Source organism: Mesorhizobium sp. M6A.T.Cr.TU.016.01.1.1 (assembly GCF_003952585.1).
GTDB classification, from domain to species: Bacteria; Pseudomonadota; Alphaproteobacteria; order Rhizobiales; family Rhizobiaceae; genus Mesorhizobium; species Mesorhizobium mediterraneum.
In genome coordinates this window covers 3,278,136-3,296,944 of sequence record NZ_CP034452.1, presented here as the reverse complement: position 1 = coordinate 3,296,944, position 18,809 = coordinate 3,278,136, and the positions used below count along the sequence as shown (strand labels likewise).

23 protein-coding genes and 1 pseudogene are annotated in these 18,809 nt (G+C 59.3%); 5 read left to right on the top strand and 19 right to left on the bottom strand.

Going from position 1 to position 18,809, the window contains the following annotated elements; translation table 11 throughout:
* Positions 1-68: 68 nt before the first annotated feature.
* The 11 genes and pseudogenes from EJ075_RS15900 to EJ075_RS15855 all read right to left on the bottom strand — a co-directional run bounded on the left by EJ075_RS15900 (position 69) and on the right by EJ075_RS15855 (position 9,151).
* A complete protein-coding gene (locus EJ075_RS15900; RefSeq protein WP_126104967.1) occupies positions 69-830 on the bottom strand; it encodes a sulfotransferase domain-containing protein in 762 nt (253 codons plus the stop codon).
* Between the two features lie 287 nt (positions 831-1,117).
* Positions 1,118-1,906 carry an ABC transporter permease gene (locus tag EJ075_RS15895; RefSeq protein WP_095517113.1) on the bottom strand — a complete coding sequence of 263 codons (789 nt, stop codon included), beginning with the start codon at positions 1,904-1,906 and terminating at the stop codon, positions 1,118-1,120.
* Positions 1,907-1,909: 3 nt separating this feature from the next.
* Positions 1,910-2,824, bottom strand: a complete 915-nt coding sequence (nodI, locus tag EJ075_RS15890) for a nodulation factor ABC transporter ATP-binding protein NodI (protein ID WP_029356623.1) — start codon at positions 2,822-2,824, stop codon at positions 1,910-1,912.
* A gap of 263 nt (positions 2,825-3,087) precedes the next feature.
* Positions 3,088-4,413: a chitooligosaccharide synthase NodC gene (gene nodC, locus EJ075_RS15885; RefSeq protein WP_095488116.1), complete on the bottom strand. Its 1,326-nt coding sequence runs from the start codon at positions 4,411-4,413 to the stop codon at positions 3,088-3,090.
* Between the two features lie 15 nt (positions 4,414-4,428).
* Positions 4,429-5,088 carry a chitooligosaccharide deacetylase NodB gene (gene nodB, locus EJ075_RS15880; RefSeq protein ID WP_091600617.1) on the bottom strand — a complete coding sequence of 220 codons (660 nt, stop codon included), beginning with the start codon at positions 5,086-5,088 and terminating at the stop codon, positions 4,429-4,431.
* Positions 5,085-5,675 carry a NodA family N-acyltransferase gene (locus EJ075_RS15875; protein ID WP_063169401.1) on the bottom strand — a complete coding sequence of 197 codons (591 nt, stop codon included), beginning with the start codon at positions 5,673-5,675 and terminating at the stop codon, positions 5,085-5,087. Before EJ075_RS15875 ends, nodB begins: the two co-directional genes overlap by 4 nt.
* An 853-nt stretch (positions 5,676-6,528) precedes the next feature.
* Positions 6,529-7,737, bottom strand: a complete 1,209-nt coding sequence (locus EJ075_RS15870; protein ID WP_126104966.1) for a beta-ketoacyl-[acyl-carrier-protein] synthase family protein — start codon at positions 7,735-7,737, stop codon at positions 6,529-6,531.
* Positions 7,738-8,019: an acyl carrier protein gene (locus tag EJ075_RS15865; protein ID WP_029356603.1), complete on the bottom strand. Its 282-nt coding sequence runs from the start codon at positions 8,017-8,019 to the stop codon at positions 7,738-7,740.
* 151 nt (positions 8,020-8,170) lie between these two features.
* Positions 8,171-8,375: pseudogene (locus EJ075_RS15860) on the bottom strand (acyltransferase); the annotation flags it as partial.
* 179 nt (positions 8,376-8,554) lie between these two features.
* On the bottom strand, positions 8,555-8,677 hold the full coding sequence (locus tag EJ075_RS34000) for a hypothetical protein (protein ID WP_281033468.1): 123 nt from the start codon (positions 8,675-8,677) through the stop codon (positions 8,555-8,557).
* 198 nt (positions 8,678-8,875) lie between these two features.
* Positions 8,876-9,151, bottom strand: a complete 276-nt coding sequence (locus EJ075_RS15855) for a hypothetical protein (protein WP_063169403.1) — start codon at positions 9,149-9,151, stop codon at positions 8,876-8,878.
* A gap of 409 nt (positions 9,152-9,560) precedes the next feature.
* On the opposite strand from EJ075_RS15855, the gene EJ075_RS15850 reads away from it, so the two are divergent.
* Genes EJ075_RS15850 through tnpB form a run of 3 tightly spaced genes read left to right on the top strand, consistent with a single transcriptional unit; the run spans position 9,561 to position 10,483 of the window.
* Positions 9,561-10,034: a transposase gene (locus EJ075_RS15850; protein ID WP_095488108.1), complete on the top strand. Its 474-nt coding sequence runs from the start codon at positions 9,561-9,563 to the stop codon at positions 10,032-10,034.
* Positions 10,035-10,088: 54 nt separating this feature from the next.
* Positions 10,089-10,331, top strand: coding sequence for a transposase (locus tag EJ075_RS33615; protein WP_245458167.1), 243 nt, complete (start codon positions 10,089-10,091; stop codon positions 10,329-10,331).
* Positions 10,328-10,483: an IS66 family insertion sequence element accessory protein TnpB gene (tnpB, locus tag EJ075_RS33995; protein WP_095488107.1), complete on the top strand. Its 156-nt coding sequence runs from the start codon at positions 10,328-10,330 to the stop codon at positions 10,481-10,483. The genes EJ075_RS33615 and tnpB overlap by 4 nt, the downstream gene beginning before the upstream one ends.
* A gap of 46 nt (positions 10,484-10,529) precedes the next feature.
* Here tnpB and EJ075_RS33990 read toward each other — a convergent pair whose 3' ends face one another.
* Positions 10,530-10,778 carry a tyrosine-type recombinase/integrase gene (locus EJ075_RS33990; protein ID WP_236372574.1) on the bottom strand — a complete coding sequence of 83 codons (249 nt, stop codon included), beginning with the start codon at positions 10,776-10,778 and terminating at the stop codon, positions 10,530-10,532.
* Positions 10,727-11,023 carry a hypothetical protein gene (locus EJ075_RS33985; protein ID WP_281033164.1) on the bottom strand — a complete coding sequence of 99 codons (297 nt, stop codon included), beginning with the start codon at positions 11,021-11,023 and terminating at the stop codon, positions 10,727-10,729. Before EJ075_RS33985 ends, EJ075_RS33990 begins: the two co-directional genes overlap by 52 nt.
* Here EJ075_RS33985 and EJ075_RS33605 point away from each other — a divergent pair.
* Together EJ075_RS33605 and EJ075_RS15825 are read left to right on the top strand one after the other, a co-directional pair.
* Positions 11,017-11,391: a hypothetical protein gene (locus EJ075_RS33605; RefSeq protein ID WP_245458166.1), complete on the top strand. Its 375-nt coding sequence runs from the start codon at positions 11,017-11,019 to the stop codon at positions 11,389-11,391. The two genes, EJ075_RS33985 and EJ075_RS33605, sit on opposite strands and share 7 nt — an antisense overlap.
* A gap of 1,267 nt (positions 11,392-12,658) precedes the next feature.
* Positions 12,659-13,075: a hypothetical protein gene (locus tag EJ075_RS15825; RefSeq protein ID WP_063169404.1), complete on the top strand. Its 417-nt coding sequence runs from the start codon at positions 12,659-12,661 to the stop codon at positions 13,073-13,075.
* A gap of 250 nt (positions 13,076-13,325) precedes the next feature.
* Here the strand turns inward: EJ075_RS15825 and EJ075_RS34145 are convergent, their stop codons facing one another.
* The 6 genes from EJ075_RS34145 to EJ075_RS15785 all read right to left on the bottom strand — a co-directional run bounded on the left by EJ075_RS34145 (position 13,326) and on the right by EJ075_RS15785 (position 18,586).
* On the bottom strand, positions 13,326-14,096 hold the full coding sequence (locus EJ075_RS34145; protein WP_245458165.1) for a redoxin domain-containing protein: 771 nt from the start codon (positions 14,094-14,096) through the stop codon (positions 13,326-13,328).
* Between the two features lie 52 nt (positions 14,097-14,148).
* A complete protein-coding gene (locus EJ075_RS33595) occupies positions 14,149-14,373 on the bottom strand; it encodes a DUF411 domain-containing protein (RefSeq protein ID WP_236372580.1) in 225 nt (74 codons plus the stop codon).
* Entirely contained in the window at positions 14,370-15,206 is an 837-nt protein-coding gene (locus tag EJ075_RS33590) for a multicopper oxidase domain-containing protein (protein ID WP_245458164.1), read from the bottom strand. The genes EJ075_RS33595 and EJ075_RS33590 overlap by 4 nt, the downstream gene beginning before the upstream one ends.
* Positions 15,103-15,753 carry a multicopper oxidase domain-containing protein gene (locus tag EJ075_RS33585; RefSeq protein ID WP_245458163.1) on the bottom strand — a complete coding sequence of 217 codons (651 nt, stop codon included), beginning with the start codon at positions 15,751-15,753 and terminating at the stop codon, positions 15,103-15,105. Before EJ075_RS33585 ends, EJ075_RS33590 begins: the two co-directional genes overlap by 104 nt.
* 817 nt (positions 15,754-16,570) lie before the next feature.
* Entirely contained in the window at positions 16,571-16,777 is a 207-nt protein-coding gene (locus tag EJ075_RS15790; protein WP_164547116.1) for a hypothetical protein, read from the bottom strand.
* An 879-nt stretch (positions 16,778-17,656) separates the two neighbouring features.
* The gene (locus EJ075_RS15785) at positions 17,657-18,586 is read right to left on the bottom strand and encodes a TauD/TfdA family dioxygenase (RefSeq protein WP_126104964.1); all 930 of its coding nucleotides are present in this window, start codon (positions 18,584-18,586) and stop codon (positions 17,657-17,659) included.
* Between the last annotated feature and the right edge of the window lie 223 nt (positions 18,587-18,809).

The window sequence follows — 18,809 nt, the reverse complement described above, 5'->3', positions numbered from 1 at the left end:
TTTTGCGACGGAATGCGCGCAAACTGCAGGATATCCTACACGCCCATCAGAGCACGCGGTACAAGCGATTAAGCGTAGGAGCGCATTGAATCTCCGAGGTCAAAAAATCTTGAATAAGGTCCCCGTGCGAAGTGAATCCGCAACTCGTCAAAGTTCTCCACCGTTTGATCCAGCGGTCGCGTTTCCTGGCGCTGCAGGATGGCGTTATCTGATGGCTCAAGCGCTGGAACGCCCAGGAAATCCCAAACCGCTCCCAAGCATTGGGCAGGTCCGTGAAGAAGGCTCTCGTATTCCATTACAAGCAGGTTGGTCGACGTGAAGGATTCCATAACGCGAGCGTGAAAATCGTCGGCGGCTTTGAAATAAGCCTCACAGTCAGCGATTGACAACCTGACGCTCGGTGGCCGAGCGGTATCGTTGTCCGACCTGAACTTCAGCCACTGACCGCTTTCCCTGGCCTGCACAAAGGATCGGAGCGATTCCAATACGTTTCGGCGAACAACGAGGATGACCTTGAGTGCTGGCCAACGAGCTAATTCCGCAAAGAATGCTGGACGCTCGCGAAACTGAGGTTCATTGATCTTGCAGCCAAGATGCGTCACATTCTTGTAGTCGCGCATAGGGCAGCGCACATAGGCAAGCTCAAGAAGCTCGCGATCCGTGCCTAGCAGGCGATCCGTGCTGGGCCAATTGGGATCATATTCGTTTAGCAACTCACCGTTACTCAAAACGGTCGGATGCTCGTTTAGCAATTCTTCTAAATAGTGTGTTCCGGTCCTTGGCATAGCAAGGATCACAAAAGGCTCAGGAGTTGGTTCGTTGTGGGTCATTGCATGTGTATCCAACTAAATAATGGCCGCGACGGTCTGGGGACGCGCACAAGAAGCTTGGCTGCTATCGCTTGAACGCTCCGGGTGGGTCCGCGCCTCACCACTCAGCCTGTACTCCGAGGTGTGGTCGCGAAGATGGGCGCGTGCCTGCAGCGGCTGGGTGGCGCCCGGCTTCGGCGTTGTTGTACCACTCGCGATTCCTGGCACACGCATGCCTCCGGGCCGCTGTGGGCAGTTTGCAATCGGGCATTGCGGACCTCCTTCTCGTTGATGGGCGTAGGTAAGCGTCAACGCATTAGTCGTCGATGAAACAGTCCAGCCGACAGAAAAAAAGGCAATACAGCGAACATGCAAAGTGCGCCTATATGCAGCCCTACATTGTCGCCCAGGCGGCCGAGCATCACCGGACGGATTAGATCGATAGAATTCGCCAGCGGCGAGAAGGCCGCAATCTGCTGAAACACTCCTGGCAATTGGCCGACTGGAAAAACCGCGCCCGAAAGGAACAGCATGGGTGTGATGACAAGCGTCTGATAGAAAATAAAATAGTGATAACTGGGCGCGAGCGCGATGACGAGCATGGCCAGGCTCGCAAAGGCGAACCCGGTGAGAGCGATGACCGGCAGCACGTAGAGAACCGACGTCCACGCGGCATAACCTAGCGCGGCGGCAACAATCGCAATTGTCGTACCGGCCAGAAAGGCCTTTGTGGCTGCCCAGGTCAATTCACCGAGAACGATGTCGCCGAGGGTAAGTTGTGTGTGCAAGATTGCTTCCCAAGTGCCCTGATCCCGCATTCGACCGAAAACCGCGTAAATTGTTTCGAAGGTCGATGCTGTCATCGCGCTTGTCGCAACCATGCCGGCTGCCAGAAAAGCGATGTAGGATGCACCTTCGATGCGGCCTACCAACAGTCCAAGGCCAGTGCCGAGCCCGAAAAGGTAAATCATCGGATCAGCAAGGGTGCCGAGCATTGAAGCAAATGCCACCTTCTTCCATGCCAAATGATTGCGGCGCCACACCGCGATCCAGTTCCAGGCGTTGGCGGGTAGAGCGGCCGCAAGACGTTCACCCATTGCTCACTTCTCCATCTCACGTCCGGTTAGCCGCAAGAAAACGTCCTCCAGACTGGGTGGACGCTCCAGAATACGCAGACCCGCTCGACCGCGAAGCTGGATGCGCACATCCTCCGGATCAGGCGCATAGCAAAAGAGCGTCTCGCCGCTTACCTCGATACGCTGAACGTACGGCCTGATCAGCGAAATCAGCTCCTGTGGATTGCCGCCGAAGATCTCGATCACGTTGCACCCAATGTACTCGTCGATCAGCGCATGAGGACTGCCCTCGGCGATCTTGCGTCCCCGCTCGAGAACACACAGCCGATCACAAAGCCGCTCAGCCTCTTCCATGAAATGGGTGGTCAAAATGATCGTTTTTCCGCTCGCCAGCAGGAAACGAAGTCGCTCCCAGATCAGATGGCGGGCATGCGGGTCGAGGCCGGTCGTGGGCTCATCCATCACAAGCAACTGGGGGTCGTTGATCAGAGCACGTGCCAGCGTCAGGCGCCGCTTCATCCCGCCGGATAGCAGGCCGACACGTGAATCCGCCTTGCTCTCAAGGCGAGCGAACTCGAGGAGCCGTGGGATGACGGCGTTGATCTCTCTTGTACTCATGCCGAAGTAGCGCCCGAACACCAACAGGTTCTCACGTACCGTAAATTCCAGGTCGAGATTGTCGAACTGCGGGACCACGCCTATGCCCTTGCGGGCCAAGCGGCTGCGTGCCGGCACTGGTAGACCGAGGACTGTTATATCACCCGCGTCAGGCCGGGTCATACCGAGGAGCATACGCGCAATCGTGCTCTTGCCTGCGCCGTTCGGCCCCAGCAGACCGAAGCACTCTCCCGATGCAACGGTGAAGGACAGCCCGTCCACAACGAGCTTGTTCCCGAATAATTTGGTTACGCCGGTAAGGTCGATTGCTACATTGGACATGCGTCTATCTCAAGCGGAAGTGAGTCCGATTGGCCACCGGCAGCTTACTTACGAATTCTGGTTCAGAGCAGGCCACCGCCTTGAGATGGCACCTTTGGAAAGTCGCGGCCGGAGCGACGCGTGTATCGCTTCCGCCAAAGAATTAACGTCAAGGTGCCAGGTGTCGCTTCCAGATAGTTCCCGATCTGACCATAGGTAACTCGACAAGCTTCACCCCGTGTCGACTGACACAACTTACTCGGTCACTCGGCGCTGCAAGGCCGTCAGACTTCACCAGCTGTGAGCGAAAGATCTGCAGTATGAAGTGACTCCGCAATTCCAGAATTGCCCGCAGCATTTGCTCCGGCAAGCGGCATCGCGCTTGTGATTTCCTTTGTGCTCCTGTTGGGCAGGGGAACACTTTTACGCGACAGCCAATCGCTATTGCTCAATGTACACAGGGCGTAAGCCTTCAAGGGGATCAACAGGAATATCCTGATTAACGCGTGCATTGAATAGCCGATGAATCGAAGCTGCCGAGTGCGGAAAGATAACACTGTAGATCTGATTATGGTCATCGTGACAATAGCCAGCACCGTCCACCAATTTACTGTATGTGAAAATAGTAGCTCACCGAGCGCCGTTACTACCGCGATGCCGAGCAACAATGGGCCGAGATTCTCTCCCATCACATCCAAAGTTAGATAGCGATCCAGGCCACGCAGTAGACCTCGCGCAAGCATCGTGTCCCGGAAAGTGCTTCGTGCCCAGCGGAGTTGTTGGCGCAAATAAGGTCCCATCTTGTCCGGAACGACTGTCGCCGCGACGGCACCTGGAACGTACTCGGTTCGAAAGCCTGCTTTCAGCATGAGGATCGTAAGATGACGGTCTTCACCGAAGTCGCTTGGTTTCCCCCTGAACAGCTGCGTCTCGTATTGATCCAGCAGAGAAAGGAGACAAGACCGGCGGTACATTGCACATGGGCCGCAGCAGCACATGACCGCACCAAAGCGACCTTGTGCCGCGCGCTCCTCATTGCAAGCCAGCCAGTATTCCATATCGATCAATCGGGTCAACCAAGTGTCGCTGCGGTTGTATGCCGTCAGCTGGCCCATGGCCGCTCCGACCATGGGATCCCGCATTTTTACTGCAAGCTTCGTGATGACGTCGGACGCAAGTGTCGTGTCAGAGTCGACGCTGAGCACGAAATCTCCAGATGAGCGGCGGATGGCGGCGATCTGCGCCTTGCGTTTGCCAACATTCTCGCGGAGCAGAATGAAATTGAATCTCGGGTCGCCCTCGTAGGCGTGATGTACCGGGATGACGGCATTACGATTTCCAGAACCGTCGTCAACCAGATAGACCTGAAATGTTCCGGCGTAATCTTGAATTGCAATGGAAGCTAAACACGCCGCGAGTGTGCGCGGGTCCTCATTGTAGCAGGGGATGATGACATCCACGCTCGGCCAACGGTCGGATCCGAACAAGCTTTCCGACGGCGGCGTAACATTTTCCGGTTGGGAGTAGACCGCTTGCATGCCTCTGTAAACAGTCGAGAGCACCGCATAAGACGAAACGGCAACAGTACTGGCTGTGGTGAGAAGGTCCATAGGATCTCTGTTTGTTCAGGGATGTTGAGGAAGTGATCGGATTACAAATCCGCGGCCGTGCAATTCTGGAATTAGGCGTGACAACGCTGTCACCGTCTGGTCGCGCAGACTGGCTTGATTGCCTGGTTGCAATTCGTCGGGAGCGCACCCGTCGTGCAACAGCACGATTGCGCCCGGCCGGATATCGGCGAGCACTCTGTCGACGATGGCGTCAACGCCGGGGCGAGACCAGTCGCGTGGATCAATGGACCAATGGACGGGCGCCAATGCCGCACCCGCTGATGCAGCGATTACTTCTTCGGTCCAGATGCCATACGGTGCACGAAAGTACCGAACCATGGCCTGCGGGCAAGCCATCCCTATGACTCTGTTTGCCTCAACTATCTGGCGGTCGACTTCGACGGGCCCGCATTTAGCCAGGTCCGGATGAGTCATCGTGTGGTTGGCTATACCGTGCCCGTCTGTAATAATTCGGCGAACGAGTTCCGGCTCGTCGGCCGCGTAGGCCCCAACAACGAAGAAGGTCGCCGGCACCTGATGTTGCGCCAGCACATTGAGTATCTGCGGTGTGAAAAATGAATTGGGACCGTCGTCAAACGTCAGATAGACGCTGCGCTCTGCAATGCCATCGGCATTGTCACTCTGCCCTTCGCATATGTAGTCCAGAGGCTTCATAGTTCCGGACCGTTCCGGTCGATCAGGGTACCGGACGGCCACTCGTCCATCGAGCGTCCGATCGGCGAAACCAACACGAGTACGTCTTCCAGGCGCGTGGGCGGCAGGTCGGGATGCACATCTGGACGGGTCGACCGTACGCGAACGCCCGACACAATGTTCGCGAGGCCGGCTCTGCAGAATCTTTCGACATGGTTTCGCAGCGCGTGCCGAACCGTGCCGAAAGCGAATGGAACACCCAACTGATGGAGCACTGGGTACGCCACGCGCATCGAAAAACCGATTCCGAGCCCTTCAAGATCCGGACGAACCGCGTACAGGCCCAATTCAGCGACGATCAAGTCGACCTCGCCAACTTTGATGAAGCGCCGCAGCATGCCGATGTGAGCCGCTACCCCATGCGCGTCGTAGCCGATTGCGCGGAATTCCGGCCTCGCGCCGGCCCAACTGCGGCCGCCTTCGAATGGCTCCGCGTTGAAGGCGCCAGTCCGTCCATAGGTCTTTCGAAAAAAGTCGGAGAGTTCGACATGGTCGGCCAGTTGCAACTCATTTTCCCAGCACAACTTCCACTCGACATTCGGGCGCATGGAAGACCTCACCTTGTAGCTGTCTGGTTGAGATAAATGTCCAAGCATTGGTTAAATAATTGGCGTCGCGCCAACGGGGCGTAACTTGTGGAGACCGCCGAAAGACCAAGCCGCAATGCAGATGCGACTGACTTTGTACGCCCCGCACACCAGATGATGCTCCTCGGATCCAACGCAACCATCGGAACTACCTATCTTTCCAACTTGAAGCGCTTCTATGGGACCTGCAGCAAAAACGGTAAAATCCTTTGTTTAGATGAAAGGTATCCACGCTTTGGATAACTGGGCGAATGCGTTCCATATGGCTGGTCAATTATCGTCGTCACGCTCGAGGCACTTCTGACGAAGCGCAAAGCTCACGCCCGCGGCACGCGCGGCCGTTGCCGGGCCGCGCGATTATCTCCGTAAGAGCCGAGCGGAGCTCAGACACGACGATTGATCAGAATCTGATTCGCGGGTTCAGTATCTCTTTCGTGTATCCAGCTCTGGGCTGTCCTTTGGCGGGAGTTAGGTTCGCCCAGGTTCTGAGCCTGGGGCGTCGGCCCGTTCGCCGCACAGGCTCCTTCGCACATCGTCGAGGCCGAGAAAGAGGGGGCCACACAGCTCCCCCTGTACTTTCCACCACCCGACACCAGCGCTCACCCAGGGCGCCGGCCTTGCTCACCTCAACGGATAGCGCACTCGCGCCGCTTCACGATTAAAAGAATTCTACAAGCAGATGCCTGTTTGATCGTGAGACGTCCGCTGCCAATTCCCGCATCGCAGAGGCAGCCAATAGCGCTCGCTTCACATAGTGGTCCGGCAAGCAGCTAGATACGACAGGTGACCTCAAATGAGGCGTCTTGCATGGCTTCTACACCTGCCTGAATGCCAGAACTGCGTTCGTGCCGCCCATGGCGAAGGCGTTGCTCATGGCGACGCGCACCTTGCGCTCGCGCGGCACATTGGGTGTGATGTCGAGGTCGCAAGCGGGATCTGGCTCGCGATAGTTGGCGGTCGGCGGCACGACGTCCTCTTGGATTGCCATCACGCAGGCGATCATTTCAAGCGCGCTCGCTGCGCCGAGGCAATGCGCGTGCGTGGACTTGGTGGAAGAGATGGACATCGAATAAGCGTGGTTTCCAAACACACGCTTGATCGCCGCCGTTTCAGTCTGATCATTGCTCTTGGTACCGGTGCCGTGCGCGTTGAGGTAGTCGACGTCCTCGGCATTCAGCCCGGCATCGGCAAGGCAGGCGCGCATCGCCGACGCTGGCCCCTCGACAGATGGCGCGGCGATGTGGAAGGCATCGGCGGAAAGGCCGACGCCGGCGATCTCGGCAAGAATTGTGGCACCACGCCTCGTGGCATGCTCGTAGCTTTCCAGCACGGCCATGCCCGCACCCTCGCCCAGCACCAGGCCCTTCCTATCGGCGGAGAAGGGCCGGCAGGTATCGGGTGAAAGCACGCGCATTGCTTCCCATGCTTTCAGCACGCCCCATGCGAACGGCGCGTCGCTGCCCCCGGAAACCATTACGTCGGCCCGGCCCAGCTTGATCTGATCCACCGCCGAGGCGATCGCATGGTTGGCCGAGGCACATGCGGAGGTCACCCCGAAGACCGGCCCGCGCAAGCCGAGGCTCAAGCTAAGATGGACGGAAGCGGCGCTGGGCATCACCTTTACTCCAGTGAAGAGTTCAGCACGGATTGCGCTACCCAAAAGCAGTGAGCGGTAAGTTTGTTCTGTTGCGTATGAACCGGTAAATCCGACGCCCACTGTAGCGCCGAAGCGATGGGCATTCCCTTCGTCGCAGGAAAGTCCGGCCTGCCGCATGGCTTCGCGCGCTGCAAGCACGGCGAGCAAGCTGAAGCGGTCCATGGAGATGAGATGCCCCCGGTTGATGTCGTGCTCGGGCAGCGCCTTGATCTCAGCGCCGGTCATGCCCTCCAGGTCATGAAGCTCGGAATTGGCGATCGGGCCGATGGCGGAGCGGCCTTCGCGCATCTCTTTCCAGATAGAGGCGGCGTCGGTGCCCAGTCCGCACAGGCCGCCCACTCCGGTGATAACGACGCGCCTGTCCATTCAAGCCTCCTTCGCAAGCAAGCCGCGGACGGCTTCCACGACGTCGCCGACATTCTTGAGATTGGACCAGGCATCGGCCGTGTTCATGTCGATCTTGATGCCGTAGGCCTGCTCCACATCCCAGAGGACGTCCGCCAAACCCAGCGAATCGAACCCGAGCGCGTCCAGTTCCGTGGCGATTGTTATCTCGCCGACGAATGACGCAGGCATTCCCTCACCGCTCTCCGACTCGGCGCGTTTCTTGATCAGGGCAATGACGTCCGTTGCGAATTGATCGGCCATTCTGTTTCCTGTCTTTCTTTCCCGCGTTTCGACCTGGACGCGGCTCAGTTCCTGAGGCGCGCCGCGTCGCGAAAGCCACGACGCTTGTGCGTCTGACAAAGCCCAATGCTCATAAAGCCGGATCAGGTCCGGCCGGTGTGTGGCGTAGGTGCAGTATGACGATGTGAGCCGCTACACCGTGCGCGTCGTAGCCGATTGCGCGGGCTTCGGGTCTCGCGCCGGCCCAACTGCGGCCTGCTTTCGAATGGCTGGAAGGTTTCCAGTCTGTCCATAGGCTCGGAAGAAGTCGGACAGTTTGACATGGCCGGTCAGTTGCAACTCCCTTTCCCAGCACTCCACTGCCCGGTAGAGCGCATGAAAAATCTCCTTTCGGGCGGTTTCTTAAGACGCTCGCCACGCCATGAGGCAGTGGGGGCATCGGTGTGCGTCAGGTGCTTCTGCCCATGCAGGATTCCAGAACATTGATGAAATCGTTTGTTTCGATGAAAGGCATCCACACTTTGGATAGTTGACCACGCGTTTCAAAGGTCGTGAACTACATCTCCTCGTTGTGCTCGACGCACTCCCGACAGAGCGCAACCTCATGGGCGCGGCATGCAGGATCCGAGCCCAGCCGGTCATGAGTGCGGCCTTGCCGGGTCGGGCGATAGGCAGTCATGCCCTGCCCTTCCTGCGGGTCAAGCACTCCGAAAAAACATTTCCCCCATAAATGCTAGATCTTCCGTTGCCTTTTCGCGTCACAGGCCGTCAAACGCCCGGCCGTTCACAACAGTGATCCGGCAAGTGTTTGGCTGCGCGAGACGATGCTGCAGGGAGTCGTCCTGCATGGCACTTCGCTATGATGCTGCGGTGCCGTCTAACGGCGCCTCGTGCTTGAACGCACTGAACGGCCACCGCGATCGAAATCGATGGTTCGAGGACCGTTGATCATCACCCCGCCAGCCTCGATCTTGTTTGCCGCCACGAGAGCGACACAGAGACTGCTGGTGAAGATGCCCGCCTGCCCGCTATGTTCCGGATGGTTGACCATCCCGGATGGACCCATCGAGGGTGTCAAGGCGAGCATGAGCACAGGCGCGAACAGTTCACGGGCAGGCGCGACGGTGGCCGCAAAGCAACGTCGCGCCAGCATGCGATCTCAGCAGGATCGGCACCATCCTGTCAGGGAGCAATGCGAGTGGCTGGCTTAGCCGCTGCGACGCTGCCCGGCATCGATGACGAGGACCTGGCGCCGTGCGAGGAGCAAGAGTAGACGGATAGTATGCGCGGGAGTGGCGACCGACCACCTTGTTTCTAAGGCAGACTGAAAGCGGCTCTTACCGGGCGGCTACGCTGTTTCAGAGACTGGGGCGTCGTGCACATCCAGCCGATACTCTTTGTTGCGGATTGCGAACCGATTGCATTGCCGCAGTTACTGGCATCATGTTAACGCGTCGGACGGCGACATTGGCGAGCACGGTTTTGTGGCCGCAGTTGACAAAGCCCATAAGTTCTAGATGCTGCGTGCTAGAATAGATGTTTGAAATCGCAGGGAGTTTCTGATGTCCAACCTTAAGGAAACTGAGGCAACCCAGGCAGCAGGCGAGGTGCCCGTGAAGGAACAGACACCCGATATAAAGGCGCCGAAGACGCGGAAGCGGACCGCGCAGCGCGCAGGTGCTATACGAACCAGCGCCGCCAGCTCGGCTCTTCAGGCGTCTTCATCTAAAGCGATCGCTTCGCCTACAGTCCGGGCAGCGCGGAGAAATTACTCTGAGAACGAGCGTGCCCAGAAGCTCGGCGAGATCGAGAAGCAGATCGGACGGGGAGAGAGTATCAAGGCAGCCGTTCAGAACGCTGGAATATCGGAACAGACGTACTATCACTGGAAAAGGGCTGCTGGGCAGACAACACAGAGCGATGAGCTCAAGGATCTTGTGAAGCTTGAAGAAGAGAACGCCCGTCTGAAGAAGCTCCTCGCTGACCGGCTCCGGAAAGAAAACGCCGAGCTCAGGAAAAAGCTCGGGCTTGCTTGAGCCCTTTGCCGCCATAGGCAAAAAGCCCGAGGGGCGACTGACCTGAGCTCCAAGGTGACCTTCCTTTCTTCCTGTGACACAGCGTCGCGCCCCAGCAGCCGATACTGGCGCAACGAGCTGTTTCGACCTGAGACCGGGCAGCCGGCAACTGAAGACGTTCTTGACGAACGCGCCCAGCCGCTCCCGCCGCCAGTGGTGATCGAGCTGGAGGTCGCCGGCAAGGTGCGGCTGCGGATTCCACTGACCACGCCGCCAACACTGGCAGCGGCGATGGTGAAGGCGCGGGGCGTGTCATGATCCCGGTCCCGAGCCAGGTGCGGATCTGGTTGGCGGTGGGCCGGACCGATATGCGTCGCGGAATGCAGGGTCTCGCTCTGCAGGTTCAGGAGACATCGGGCCGGGATCCGCATTTATGCGTCGGGCGAGATTATGTGGCGGAGCCGCCCTGACCCCTTCGGACCGGCCAAACCCAGCTTGCCTCCGCCACATAAAGATTCAGATGGAGTTCAGCAGTTGCAGAACGGAGTCATTTGGTCGGAAACGCACGCCGTGATCGCCGGTGACGCCCGCCTTCTCGAGTCCATTGCGCATCATCTCTACATCCGCTGTGGCATAGCGGTGGGTCGTGGCGACCCGTGCATGCCCGAGCCAGGCTTGGATCGTCAAAAGGTCCACGCCGGACTGGAGAAGCTTCATGGCGAGGGAGTGCCGGAAGATGTGCGGCGATATGGGCTTGTCGGCCAAAGCCGGTCTGGTAGGCCCGGCGCTCGTTGCGGGCGCCGAGGAATATCGGTCGCGGCTCGTGATGGGCGATCCCGCGCTGGCTCAACAAGGATGTCAGCGCCCGCAGCCGGGTCCTTAGCAATGGGGACGACGCGGTCTCTACGCCCTTTGCCGCGCAGCAGCACTTGTGGGTGCGGCCGCTCCAACTGAAGGTCGTTTGCGTTGACGCCGGTGGCTTCGGAGGCCCGGGCGCCGGTCCGTGCCAAGAAGAGCAGAAAGGCTCGTCGCGCCGACCACGGGGCGTCTTTGGATCGGGCGCCGCGATGAGGGTGTCCACTTCGGCCGTGGTGAGGTGGTACGTCACGTCAATGTGCGTCCGTTTAATGGGAATCGTCAGCACGCGTTGGGCGACGCCGAAGGATGCCGGGTCGGCGGCAGCGACGTGGCGGAAGAAAGATCGGATCGCGGCCAAGCGGGCGTTGCGCGTGGTGACGGAATTGTTCCGCTTCTCCTCGAGTTCGTCGAGAAAAGCGAGAACGAGATCTCGATCAGCTCTTCGAGCGCCAACGCCGCCGGCTTCTTCCGCAATCGGGCGGCGGCAAAGAGGATCAGCATGCGCAAGGCATCGCGATAGCTGGCCACGGTCGCGGGAGTCGCATTGCGCTGCTTCGTCAGGCGCCGGCGGAAATAGGACTCCAGGAGCGGCGCTAGGAGTAGGTGTTCGCATGCTGCTCCTTGAGCGCGCCGCCATCGAGTGCCACCTCGGCTTGATCATCAGATCAACGAGGCGTTGACGGTGGTCGAGGCGGATATCGCGGTGCATGCCCACTAGATCCGACAATCCGTCGCCTGATGACGTTGCCTCCGACGTCACCGTGGGTGCGAACGTTGCCGCGGCAATCGGCAACATTCGGCGCTTCAGCGATCCACAGAGGCTTGTCGCCTACCTTGGCTTCTTCCGAGCGTGCGGCAGTCGGTGAGGGACCGGCCTATCATGGCCGCATCACGAAGCACGTCTCCTGAATCGAAACCTCTATCCGATCGACGAACGCCTCAAGTCTCGCAGGCGAGCAGGGCCGGGCGGGTCCAGATGTAGTCGGTATCCTAATCATCGCCGAGCGTGTTTAGCTTGGGTCGCGCAGAAAGGTGGATGGCGTGAGCGCGCTGAGATGGATCGCCATTTGGACTAAACGACGGGACGGCTGACTGGTATGCGCGTTCAATTGATCTGGCGCCTTAAATGCAGGAAGGCTTCGCGGCCGGTACGAGGCGCATCCCTCCTCCGAAGCAGCACGCCCAAGTATCATCACAAGCCCCGAGCGCTCGCGTTCGGCGATGTCCAATTTCCGACAATGTCGGAATACAGTCAGATCTGCTGGATTGACTTTAAATGGTTTTCTCATTTGGCACAGCGCATGCTGGTTATCCGCAAACACGTGACCGACCAACAAGAAGTCGCATGATCACCTCACCAAAACATACAGCCGCGGAACAATCACTTGGCCCGAACTTGCTTATCGCCCTCCCCGTCACCACAACCGGAGCCATCCATGTCTGACGGGCTGCCCAGGATACCTACTGCGACCGCGCTTGCCCGGTGACGACCGCTCCGGCTCCGCCCGTTACCGACGAGGCAAAGTGACGGATTTCCTGCTTTTCAACGACATGGAGGTGGTTGTCATTCCCGCTGGGGGACAGACTCGGCCTGTTCAAGGCATTGCGCGAAGGCGGCAAGATGACGGCCACCCGTGCGCGAACTCAAGGAGCGCAGCCTGTATCGTGTATCAGGCAAATAGGCCGTCGGTCAGTGACCTTGACACAGGGGACATGCGCAAGGTCCTGAAGTTTGATGTAGCGATAGAAGGGTGCCAATGACAACAATAGCTTACAGGAACGGAACCATGGCTGGCGACGGCCGAGCCTTGGGTTTTGACTCAGTATCCGTCGGTGAGAAAACGAAGGTGTTTCGCTTATGCGACGGCACACTCATCGGCGTTTCCTCTTCGTCCTTGGGTATTCCAAAGGCCGTTCGAGACTGGGTTGAGAAGGGCATGGATGTTTCTGATATTCCTGTGCCGCGCAACGACGACAATTTTGAATTTGAGGCGCTGATAGTGCGCAAAAATGGGGAAGCCGTATTGTTGGACGGCAATTGGCTGCCAAGTGATCCCGTGAAAGGTGAATATTATGCCATCGGGAGCGGCAAGCAGTATGCTTTGGCCGCGCTGGTTTTGGGCAAGTCAGCTAAGGAAAGTGTCGAAGTTGCCGCGAAACTCGACGTTTGGACTGGTGGCACAGTCACTGCCATAACTCACTAAACCCGCCTTTCGGCGGGAGTGTGACAGTGCGAGCGTGGAAGTAGGGCGCCACCCCGGGGCACGTCGAGCCCTGTCATCTGCTTGCGTTGTTGGACATGTGAGCTGGTCCATAAGCGCGCGAAAGCGTCCAGTTGTGGCCAAAAGCACGATTTGCGACAGAACCGGCCCGCTTCTATGAGTATGGGCCGCTTTTTGCGGCCAGCGTGCTTGCCATCCTGCCGCCAGTGGCCGTCGCCTTCTTCTTCCAAGGTTACCTCGTCATGAAGTAGAGCACCACGATCTTGTCGGAGAAATCGGAAAGGCGGACGGCCCTTCCGTCCGCGTCGGCCAGTTCGAAAGGCGGCGCGGCCTGCTCGTCGATCGCCTGGAAGAACCTCTCCGCGCTGTCCCTCATCTTGTCGAGATCGGCGCCCGGATGGTGGGCCAGCGCGGAGGTCGCGAGGATCAGCGCCAGAAATTGAATCGCAAGCGACGGTTTCGCTTTCATGGACAATGCATTCCGGTTGGGGGCGTTCGAGGGCTCCGCGGCTAGGATTGGTCTCACTGTGTCTGCTCCCGCTCCCGGCGGCTCATCTGCCTGATAGGCGCGTTCCCGCTCGGGCCATGTGCTTTTGATGAAGGCCAGAACGGCCCGGATCTCCTCGTCGGTGAGGACATTCCCGAAGCCCGGCATGTCGCTCTGGTAGCCGCCGCCGACGACCGCGGCCGGTCCCGGCGCCGGCATGCGTCCCGAAGGCAGCGGGCTTTCCAATCGCGCTGACCTTCGCCTGGCTAAAACCGTCTTGCCTAGCGCTATCGCCGCGGCCGGGGCGCCGCCACCGGCCATCCGGTTGGCGAGCCAAGGCAATGTCCAGACCAATCCGAGGCCTGCCGCGGCCACGCATCCATAAGAGGACCGACGCCCTTCTCCTTTGCCGCCGCTGGAGAACAGGTACTTGATCAGCGCGGCCGTCCCGAGGACGAGCACGACGACGACAAGCAGCCACACCAGGCCCATGCCGAACATCATCATGCCGCTCATGCATTCCATCATCGAAGCCTCCTATTCCGTGGCGTAGACGCCGCCGGTCCCGTCAGACTTCCGGATTTCGAGAATCTCGAAGGGCGCTTCCTTCGTGCCACTCATGCCGGGGGAGCCCATCGGCATGCCGGGCAGCGTCATGCCCTTTGATGTCGGGCCGCTCGGTCAAGAGCTTGTTGACCGTGCCGACCGGCACATGGCCGCTCACCACATAGCCGTCGATGAACGAGAGAAGGCAGCCATCGGCTTCCGGCGGAATGCCCTCTTCGCGGCTCATGGCGAAAAGGTCGTGAGTCGGCCTTGACGGTGACAGCGAAGCCGTTTCCTGCAAATAGCCGGCATAACCTTCGCAGCAGCCGCATTGCGGGTTCTTGTAGAGCGTGACGTCCTTTCGCCGGCGAACGCCGGAGCGGCGCCTGACAGGATCGAGGCGAGGACAAGAGCTATCAGGGTATTGGACATTTTTGCTTCTCCTTCGGCTTGTGGACTGGTCAGGCGACCGGCCGCCTGGTGTTCGAGAACGTGGCAGTGGAACATCCAATTGCCGGGATTGTCGGCGACGAAGGCGATCTCGACCTTCTCGCGCGGCGAAACCAGCGCCGTGTCCTGCCATTCGCGACGTGGGGTGGGCTGGCCGTTGCGGGAAATCACCCGGAAGGAATGGCCGTGCAGATGGATCGGATCATGCCACGCGGTTGCGTTGGTCGTGGCGATGACGTGGCTCTTATTCCGCAAGAGCGTCAGCCCCGGCTTCATGTCGTGATTGGCCTCGTCGGCGGCGACGCCGTTGATGAACCAGGCGGTGCCGGAATTCATCGTCCCCGGACCCATGCTTTCACCCATGTCCTGCGCCACCATCTCGCCCATCATGCCGCCGGTGAAGACGACTTCGTTGCGGGACGCTGTATCGAGGTCCGGCTCCGGCAGCGGAATGGTCGGCAGGTTCAGCGGCCAATCAAGCACACGTGCCCTAAGCGGAGTGTCGGAATAAACAAGATCGACGAGCTCATATTCCAGCCCCTCGTAGAACCGGTCGAAGATCGAAATCCGGCTGCCCGGCTTGCCTGTCATGTCGAGGATCAGATCGGTGCGCATTGCGGGACCCAGCACCACCCGCCTCCGGCGCGTGTGGCGTCACCGGCTGGCCGTCGAGCGCGATGACGGCCGGCCGAAAACCCGTGAAGTCGGGACTGAAGATGCGTGCATTGGCGGCGTTGATCAGCCGCAGCCGGATGCGCTCGCCCTTTCTGACCGCAAAGGTATCCGGCACGCGGCCATTGATGGTAACCGTGTTGCCGACGCGGCCATCGTGGTGAATGTCGTGCCGGTTGCCGAGATCCTCGCTGATTGCGCCAGATTTCGTCAGCCCCCAGTCACCGAGCATCCAGGTCACCTCGCGATCGGCCCGCACCGCCGCCGGTTCCTCGATGATCAGCGGACCATAAAGTCCGCGCCCGACCTGTTCGAAGCTCCTCTGGTGCGGGTCATGCCAGAAGGTGCCGACGTCGACGGCGTCGAACTCGTAGACGAAGCGCTCGCCCGCTCCAATCGGCTTCTGCGTGAGGTGAGGCACGCCATCCATGGCATGTGGCACACGCACGCGATGCCAGTGCACGGTCGTTTTCTCGGCAAGGCCGTTCTCTACCTCGACCCGCACGCGCTCGCCCTGACGGACCCGGATTTCCGGGCCTGGAACGGGCCTTCGGCGCGCAATCGAGCCCGGTTCACCCGGCCCAATGGCGTCCACTTTGGGGGCGCATGCACTGCAGACCCGCTGGACCTGATCCGGGAGAGAATGGGCGCGGCGATTGGAATAGCTATGAAAGCGCATCGGACCGTGGAACTGCGCGCGCAGACTTTCGGAGGAAGGCTCGCTTTTAAGCGTTATCGTGCAACTCTGATCGTTCTTCGCCTTGGCGGGTGCCGCGGAAGAATCCCGGGTTCTGCGAGCGCTCCGAGAACACCTGCGGTCGATCCTATACCACAATCTCGCGAAGCTCGATGCTCTCTACAAACGATGTCTTGGATTCTCACGCCCTTATTTCAGCACTTCGCTCGCTTGCCCGACTCGGCCGCGGTCAGCCTTCACCGCCAATTTTGGCGCAGCGACGTTCCTATCGGGTCAGGCGAAGCTTCTTGAACCTGCCGCTCTCTCGTTGCCCTGGCACGATTAATCGTCCTCTCAGTCTCGTCATTGGCGGAGTCGCTCCTAAGGCGCGCGCCGGCGAGTTCGAGGAGCGCGTGGCTATCTCCTCGGTCCAGCCGGATTCCGCTGCGCGCTCAGCCAATTCCTGGAAGGCCGATTCCAAGGCGAGCTGGCATTGAAGGCCGCGGTTCGGATGGTCGACTGGGCAGCTTGGTTCCACGATCGCAATGCTTGATCGCTTCATTGCAGGCCATGGGCTCTCGTCTCCTTTTGCCACACGAGGCGCCAGCTCACGTGTTGTTGTTGGCGTGCGCCCCGGCAACCGCTTTCACCAGCCGCTCCAGCGATCCCGCGCGCTCCAGCTCCGCAAAGAATGATGCGGCGTGACGCTACCCAGCCGGTGCTTCTCGGCCAATTTGCACACATAGGGATAGTCGACCATGAAATCGGATCGAGGCGAGGCGTTGGACGTTTCAGTCTTGGTCTGAATGCCGCCGCCCACGAGCCGATCGGCCTTCTCGATGATTTGGCGCACCCTCGTTGTCGACAAGCCATGTTCCTGAGCCAGGTCGGCGAAACTCTTGCCCTTCAGAAAGCCGTCGACCAGGGCTATGTTCCTATCGACGGTCGGCTAAATCCCAGCAGGCGCGCAGTTTTCCAGCATCATTCCGTTTGTTCATCCGCTTGTCCGCGCCCCCTGCAAATCCTACCGGGCCAAATCGGTGCTAGGAAGACCCACTCATGTCATGCCTCGGGAAAGTACCAGGCCGACGGTCATGTGAATACGAAAGATGCTGGCGATCACCATGATCGTTGGTGACCGCTGACCTCCCGAATGTCGGCTTCGACGGCACACCGGGAGCTCTCGGCAATGTTGAATAATTCCGTTTGAAGATGGTTGACTTCGTCGTCGAGGCTCGATCCATCAGGATCGGTATCGACGATTCTATATTTGAGGAACCCAAATTCGTTTGGTTCGCGCAATTCGCTGTACGGCGTATCATCGCAAGCGCGGGATTGCGACATCCTGCGAAGTGCCCGCGTTGCTGGAATCGATTTTGCGGAAGTAAAAAGGCCCCGGCGCTGGGTCGGCGCGCAGGGCCTTCAGGCATGTACGAGCTACCAGCATGTCCAGTTATGATCGTGCGCTATCATAATGAACAAACGGTGAATGATCGCTATCCGAGGTGCAGGGCGGGCGAGATGGTGGGGCGGTGGGGGACCTGTACCGCTGCAGCGGGGCCACGAGCAGCGACTCGAGCCATGCGCTACGCTGCAGGACCTCGATTTCGGGCCAAGCCTCGAGCCCGCAACTCGCCTTGCTTCTCGGAAATCATAAGGCTTTGTGGGGCGGTTAAGCAGCGCGATATGGCCGCGGCGATACGAAGTTTTCATCTTTACCCTGTTCAGACGGTCAGGCTGCCTTCGCCGCCGGCTTGGCTGCCTTGACACGGGTTATACTGCGGCGACCGTCGACGCCGATCGGAACGTCACCGTCAACCGTAGCGCGACGCACAACCCGGTGCTGGTCGCCATAGTCGTTGACCGCATAATGCTGGGTAGCACGGTTGTCCCAGATAGCGACGTCGCTTACTTGCCAGCGCCACCGCACGGTATTTTCCGGGGCAGTGACGTAGGACTGGAACACCTCGTAGAGTTTGGCGGAATCGCTCTTGGAAAGGCCGACGAGGCGCTGCACGAAATTGCCGAGCAGCAGCGACTTCTCCCCGGTTTCGGGATGGACGCGCACGACCGGATGCTCGGTCTCGTAGATCGTCGATGTGAAGACTTCCTCGAAGTGCCTCTTCTCTTCGGCTGTGGCGCGCGGGCGCACGGCTGCGTAGTCGTAGGCATTGCTATGAATAGCCCACAGATTGTCCGCCAATATTTTGAGCGGCGCCGGCAGATTCTCGTACGCGGCGTGCGTGTTGGACCAGATCGTGTCGCCCCCCGCCGCCGGAATGACGACGCCACGTAGGACCGAGAATTTCGGATAGGCATCGACGAAAGTCACATCGGTATGCCACTGGTCTGCCCTGCCACCGCCACGGCCGGAATCGAGATTGAGGATTGAGGCCGTGCCGGCTGCCGGCCCCTGCGTGGGATGAGGTACAAGGTCACCCAGACGCCGCGCGAACAATTCCTGCTCCGCATCGTCGAGATGCTCCTGGCCGCGGAAGAAGATCACCTTGTGTTTTAGAAGAAGCTGGTTGATGGCTGCTATCGCTGCATCCGAAAGGTCTCCGCCAAGGCGAACGCCTCTGATTTCAGCTCCGACACGGCTGGTCAGCGGTACAACGTCGGAGTCAAGAATGGTCCGGTTGACAAGGAGTGGATTGCTCATGGGTTCTCCTGTTTGATCTTGAAAGGATAGCAAGTCACATCCGGCCAGCGGATGTCCGCGCTGCGTTGAAAAGTCTCATCGCTAGTCGACAGAGCTATCGAACAGGATAATTGACGTAAACTATAGAAAGAATGTTCTAATTTAAACTGGCTCGACGAAAGAGCAGTCTCCGTTGCTCCGGTCTCGGTGTTGAGTTCTCTAAGGCTGCGCCACACTTTGGTCC

Bases quoted from the DNA above. Each gene is read 5' to 3' on its own strand.
- EJ075_RS15900 (WP_126104967.1), bottom strand. From the start codon at position 830: ATGACCCACAACGAACCAACTCCTGAGCCTTTTGTGATCCTTGCTATG.
- EJ075_RS15895 (WP_095517113.1), bottom strand. From the start codon at position 1,906: ATGGGTGAACGTCTTGCGGCCGCTCTACCCGCCAACGCCTGGAACTGG.
- nodI (WP_029356623.1), bottom strand. From the start codon at position 2,824: ATGTCCAATGTAGCAATCGACCTTACCGGCGTAACCAAATTATTCGGG.
- nodC (WP_095488116.1), bottom strand. From the start codon at position 4,413: ATGGACCTTCTCACCACAGCCAGTACTGTTGCCGTTTCGTCTTATGCG.
- nodB (WP_091600617.1), bottom strand. From the start codon at position 5,088: ATGAAGCCTCTGGACTACATATGCGAAGGGCAGAGTGACAATGCCGAT.
- EJ075_RS15875 (WP_063169401.1), bottom strand. From the start codon at position 5,675: ATGCGCCCGAATGTCGAGTGGAAGTTGTGCTGGGAAAATGAGTTGCAA.
- EJ075_RS15870 (WP_126104966.1), bottom strand. From the start codon at position 7,737: ATGGACAGGCGCGTCGTTATCACCGGAGTGGGCGGCCTGTGCGGACTG.
- EJ075_RS15865 (WP_029356603.1), bottom strand. From the start codon at position 8,019: ATGGCCGATCAATTCGCAACGGACGTCATTGCCCTGATCAAGAAACGC.
- EJ075_RS34000 (WP_281033468.1), bottom strand. From the start codon at position 8,677: ATGACTGCCTATCGCCCGACCCGGCAAGGCCGCACTCATGACCGGCTG.
- EJ075_RS15855 (WP_063169403.1), bottom strand. From the start codon at position 9,151: ATGCTGGCGCGACGTTGCTTTGCGGCCACCGTCGCGCCTGCCCGTGAA.
- EJ075_RS15850 (WP_095488108.1), top strand. From the start codon at position 9,561: ATGTCCAACCTTAAGGAAACTGAGGCAACCCAGGCAGCAGGCGAGGTG.
- tnpB (WP_095488107.1), top strand. From the start codon at position 10,328: ATGATCCCGGTCCCGAGCCAGGTGCGGATCTGGTTGGCGGTGGGCCGG.
- EJ075_RS15825 (WP_063169404.1), top strand. From the start codon at position 12,659: ATGGCTGGCGACGGCCGAGCCTTGGGTTTTGACTCAGTATCCGTCGGT.
- EJ075_RS34145 (WP_245458165.1), bottom strand. From the start codon at position 14,096: ATGAGCGGCATGATGATGTTCGGCATGGGCCTGGTGTGGCTGCTTGTC.
- EJ075_RS33595 (WP_236372580.1), bottom strand. From the start codon at position 14,373: ATGAGCCGCGAAGAGGGCATTCCGCCGGAAGCCGATGGCTGCCTTCTC.
- EJ075_RS15785 (WP_126104964.1), bottom strand. From the start codon at position 18,586: ATGAGCAATCCACTCCTTGTCAACCGGACCATTCTTGACTCCGACGTT.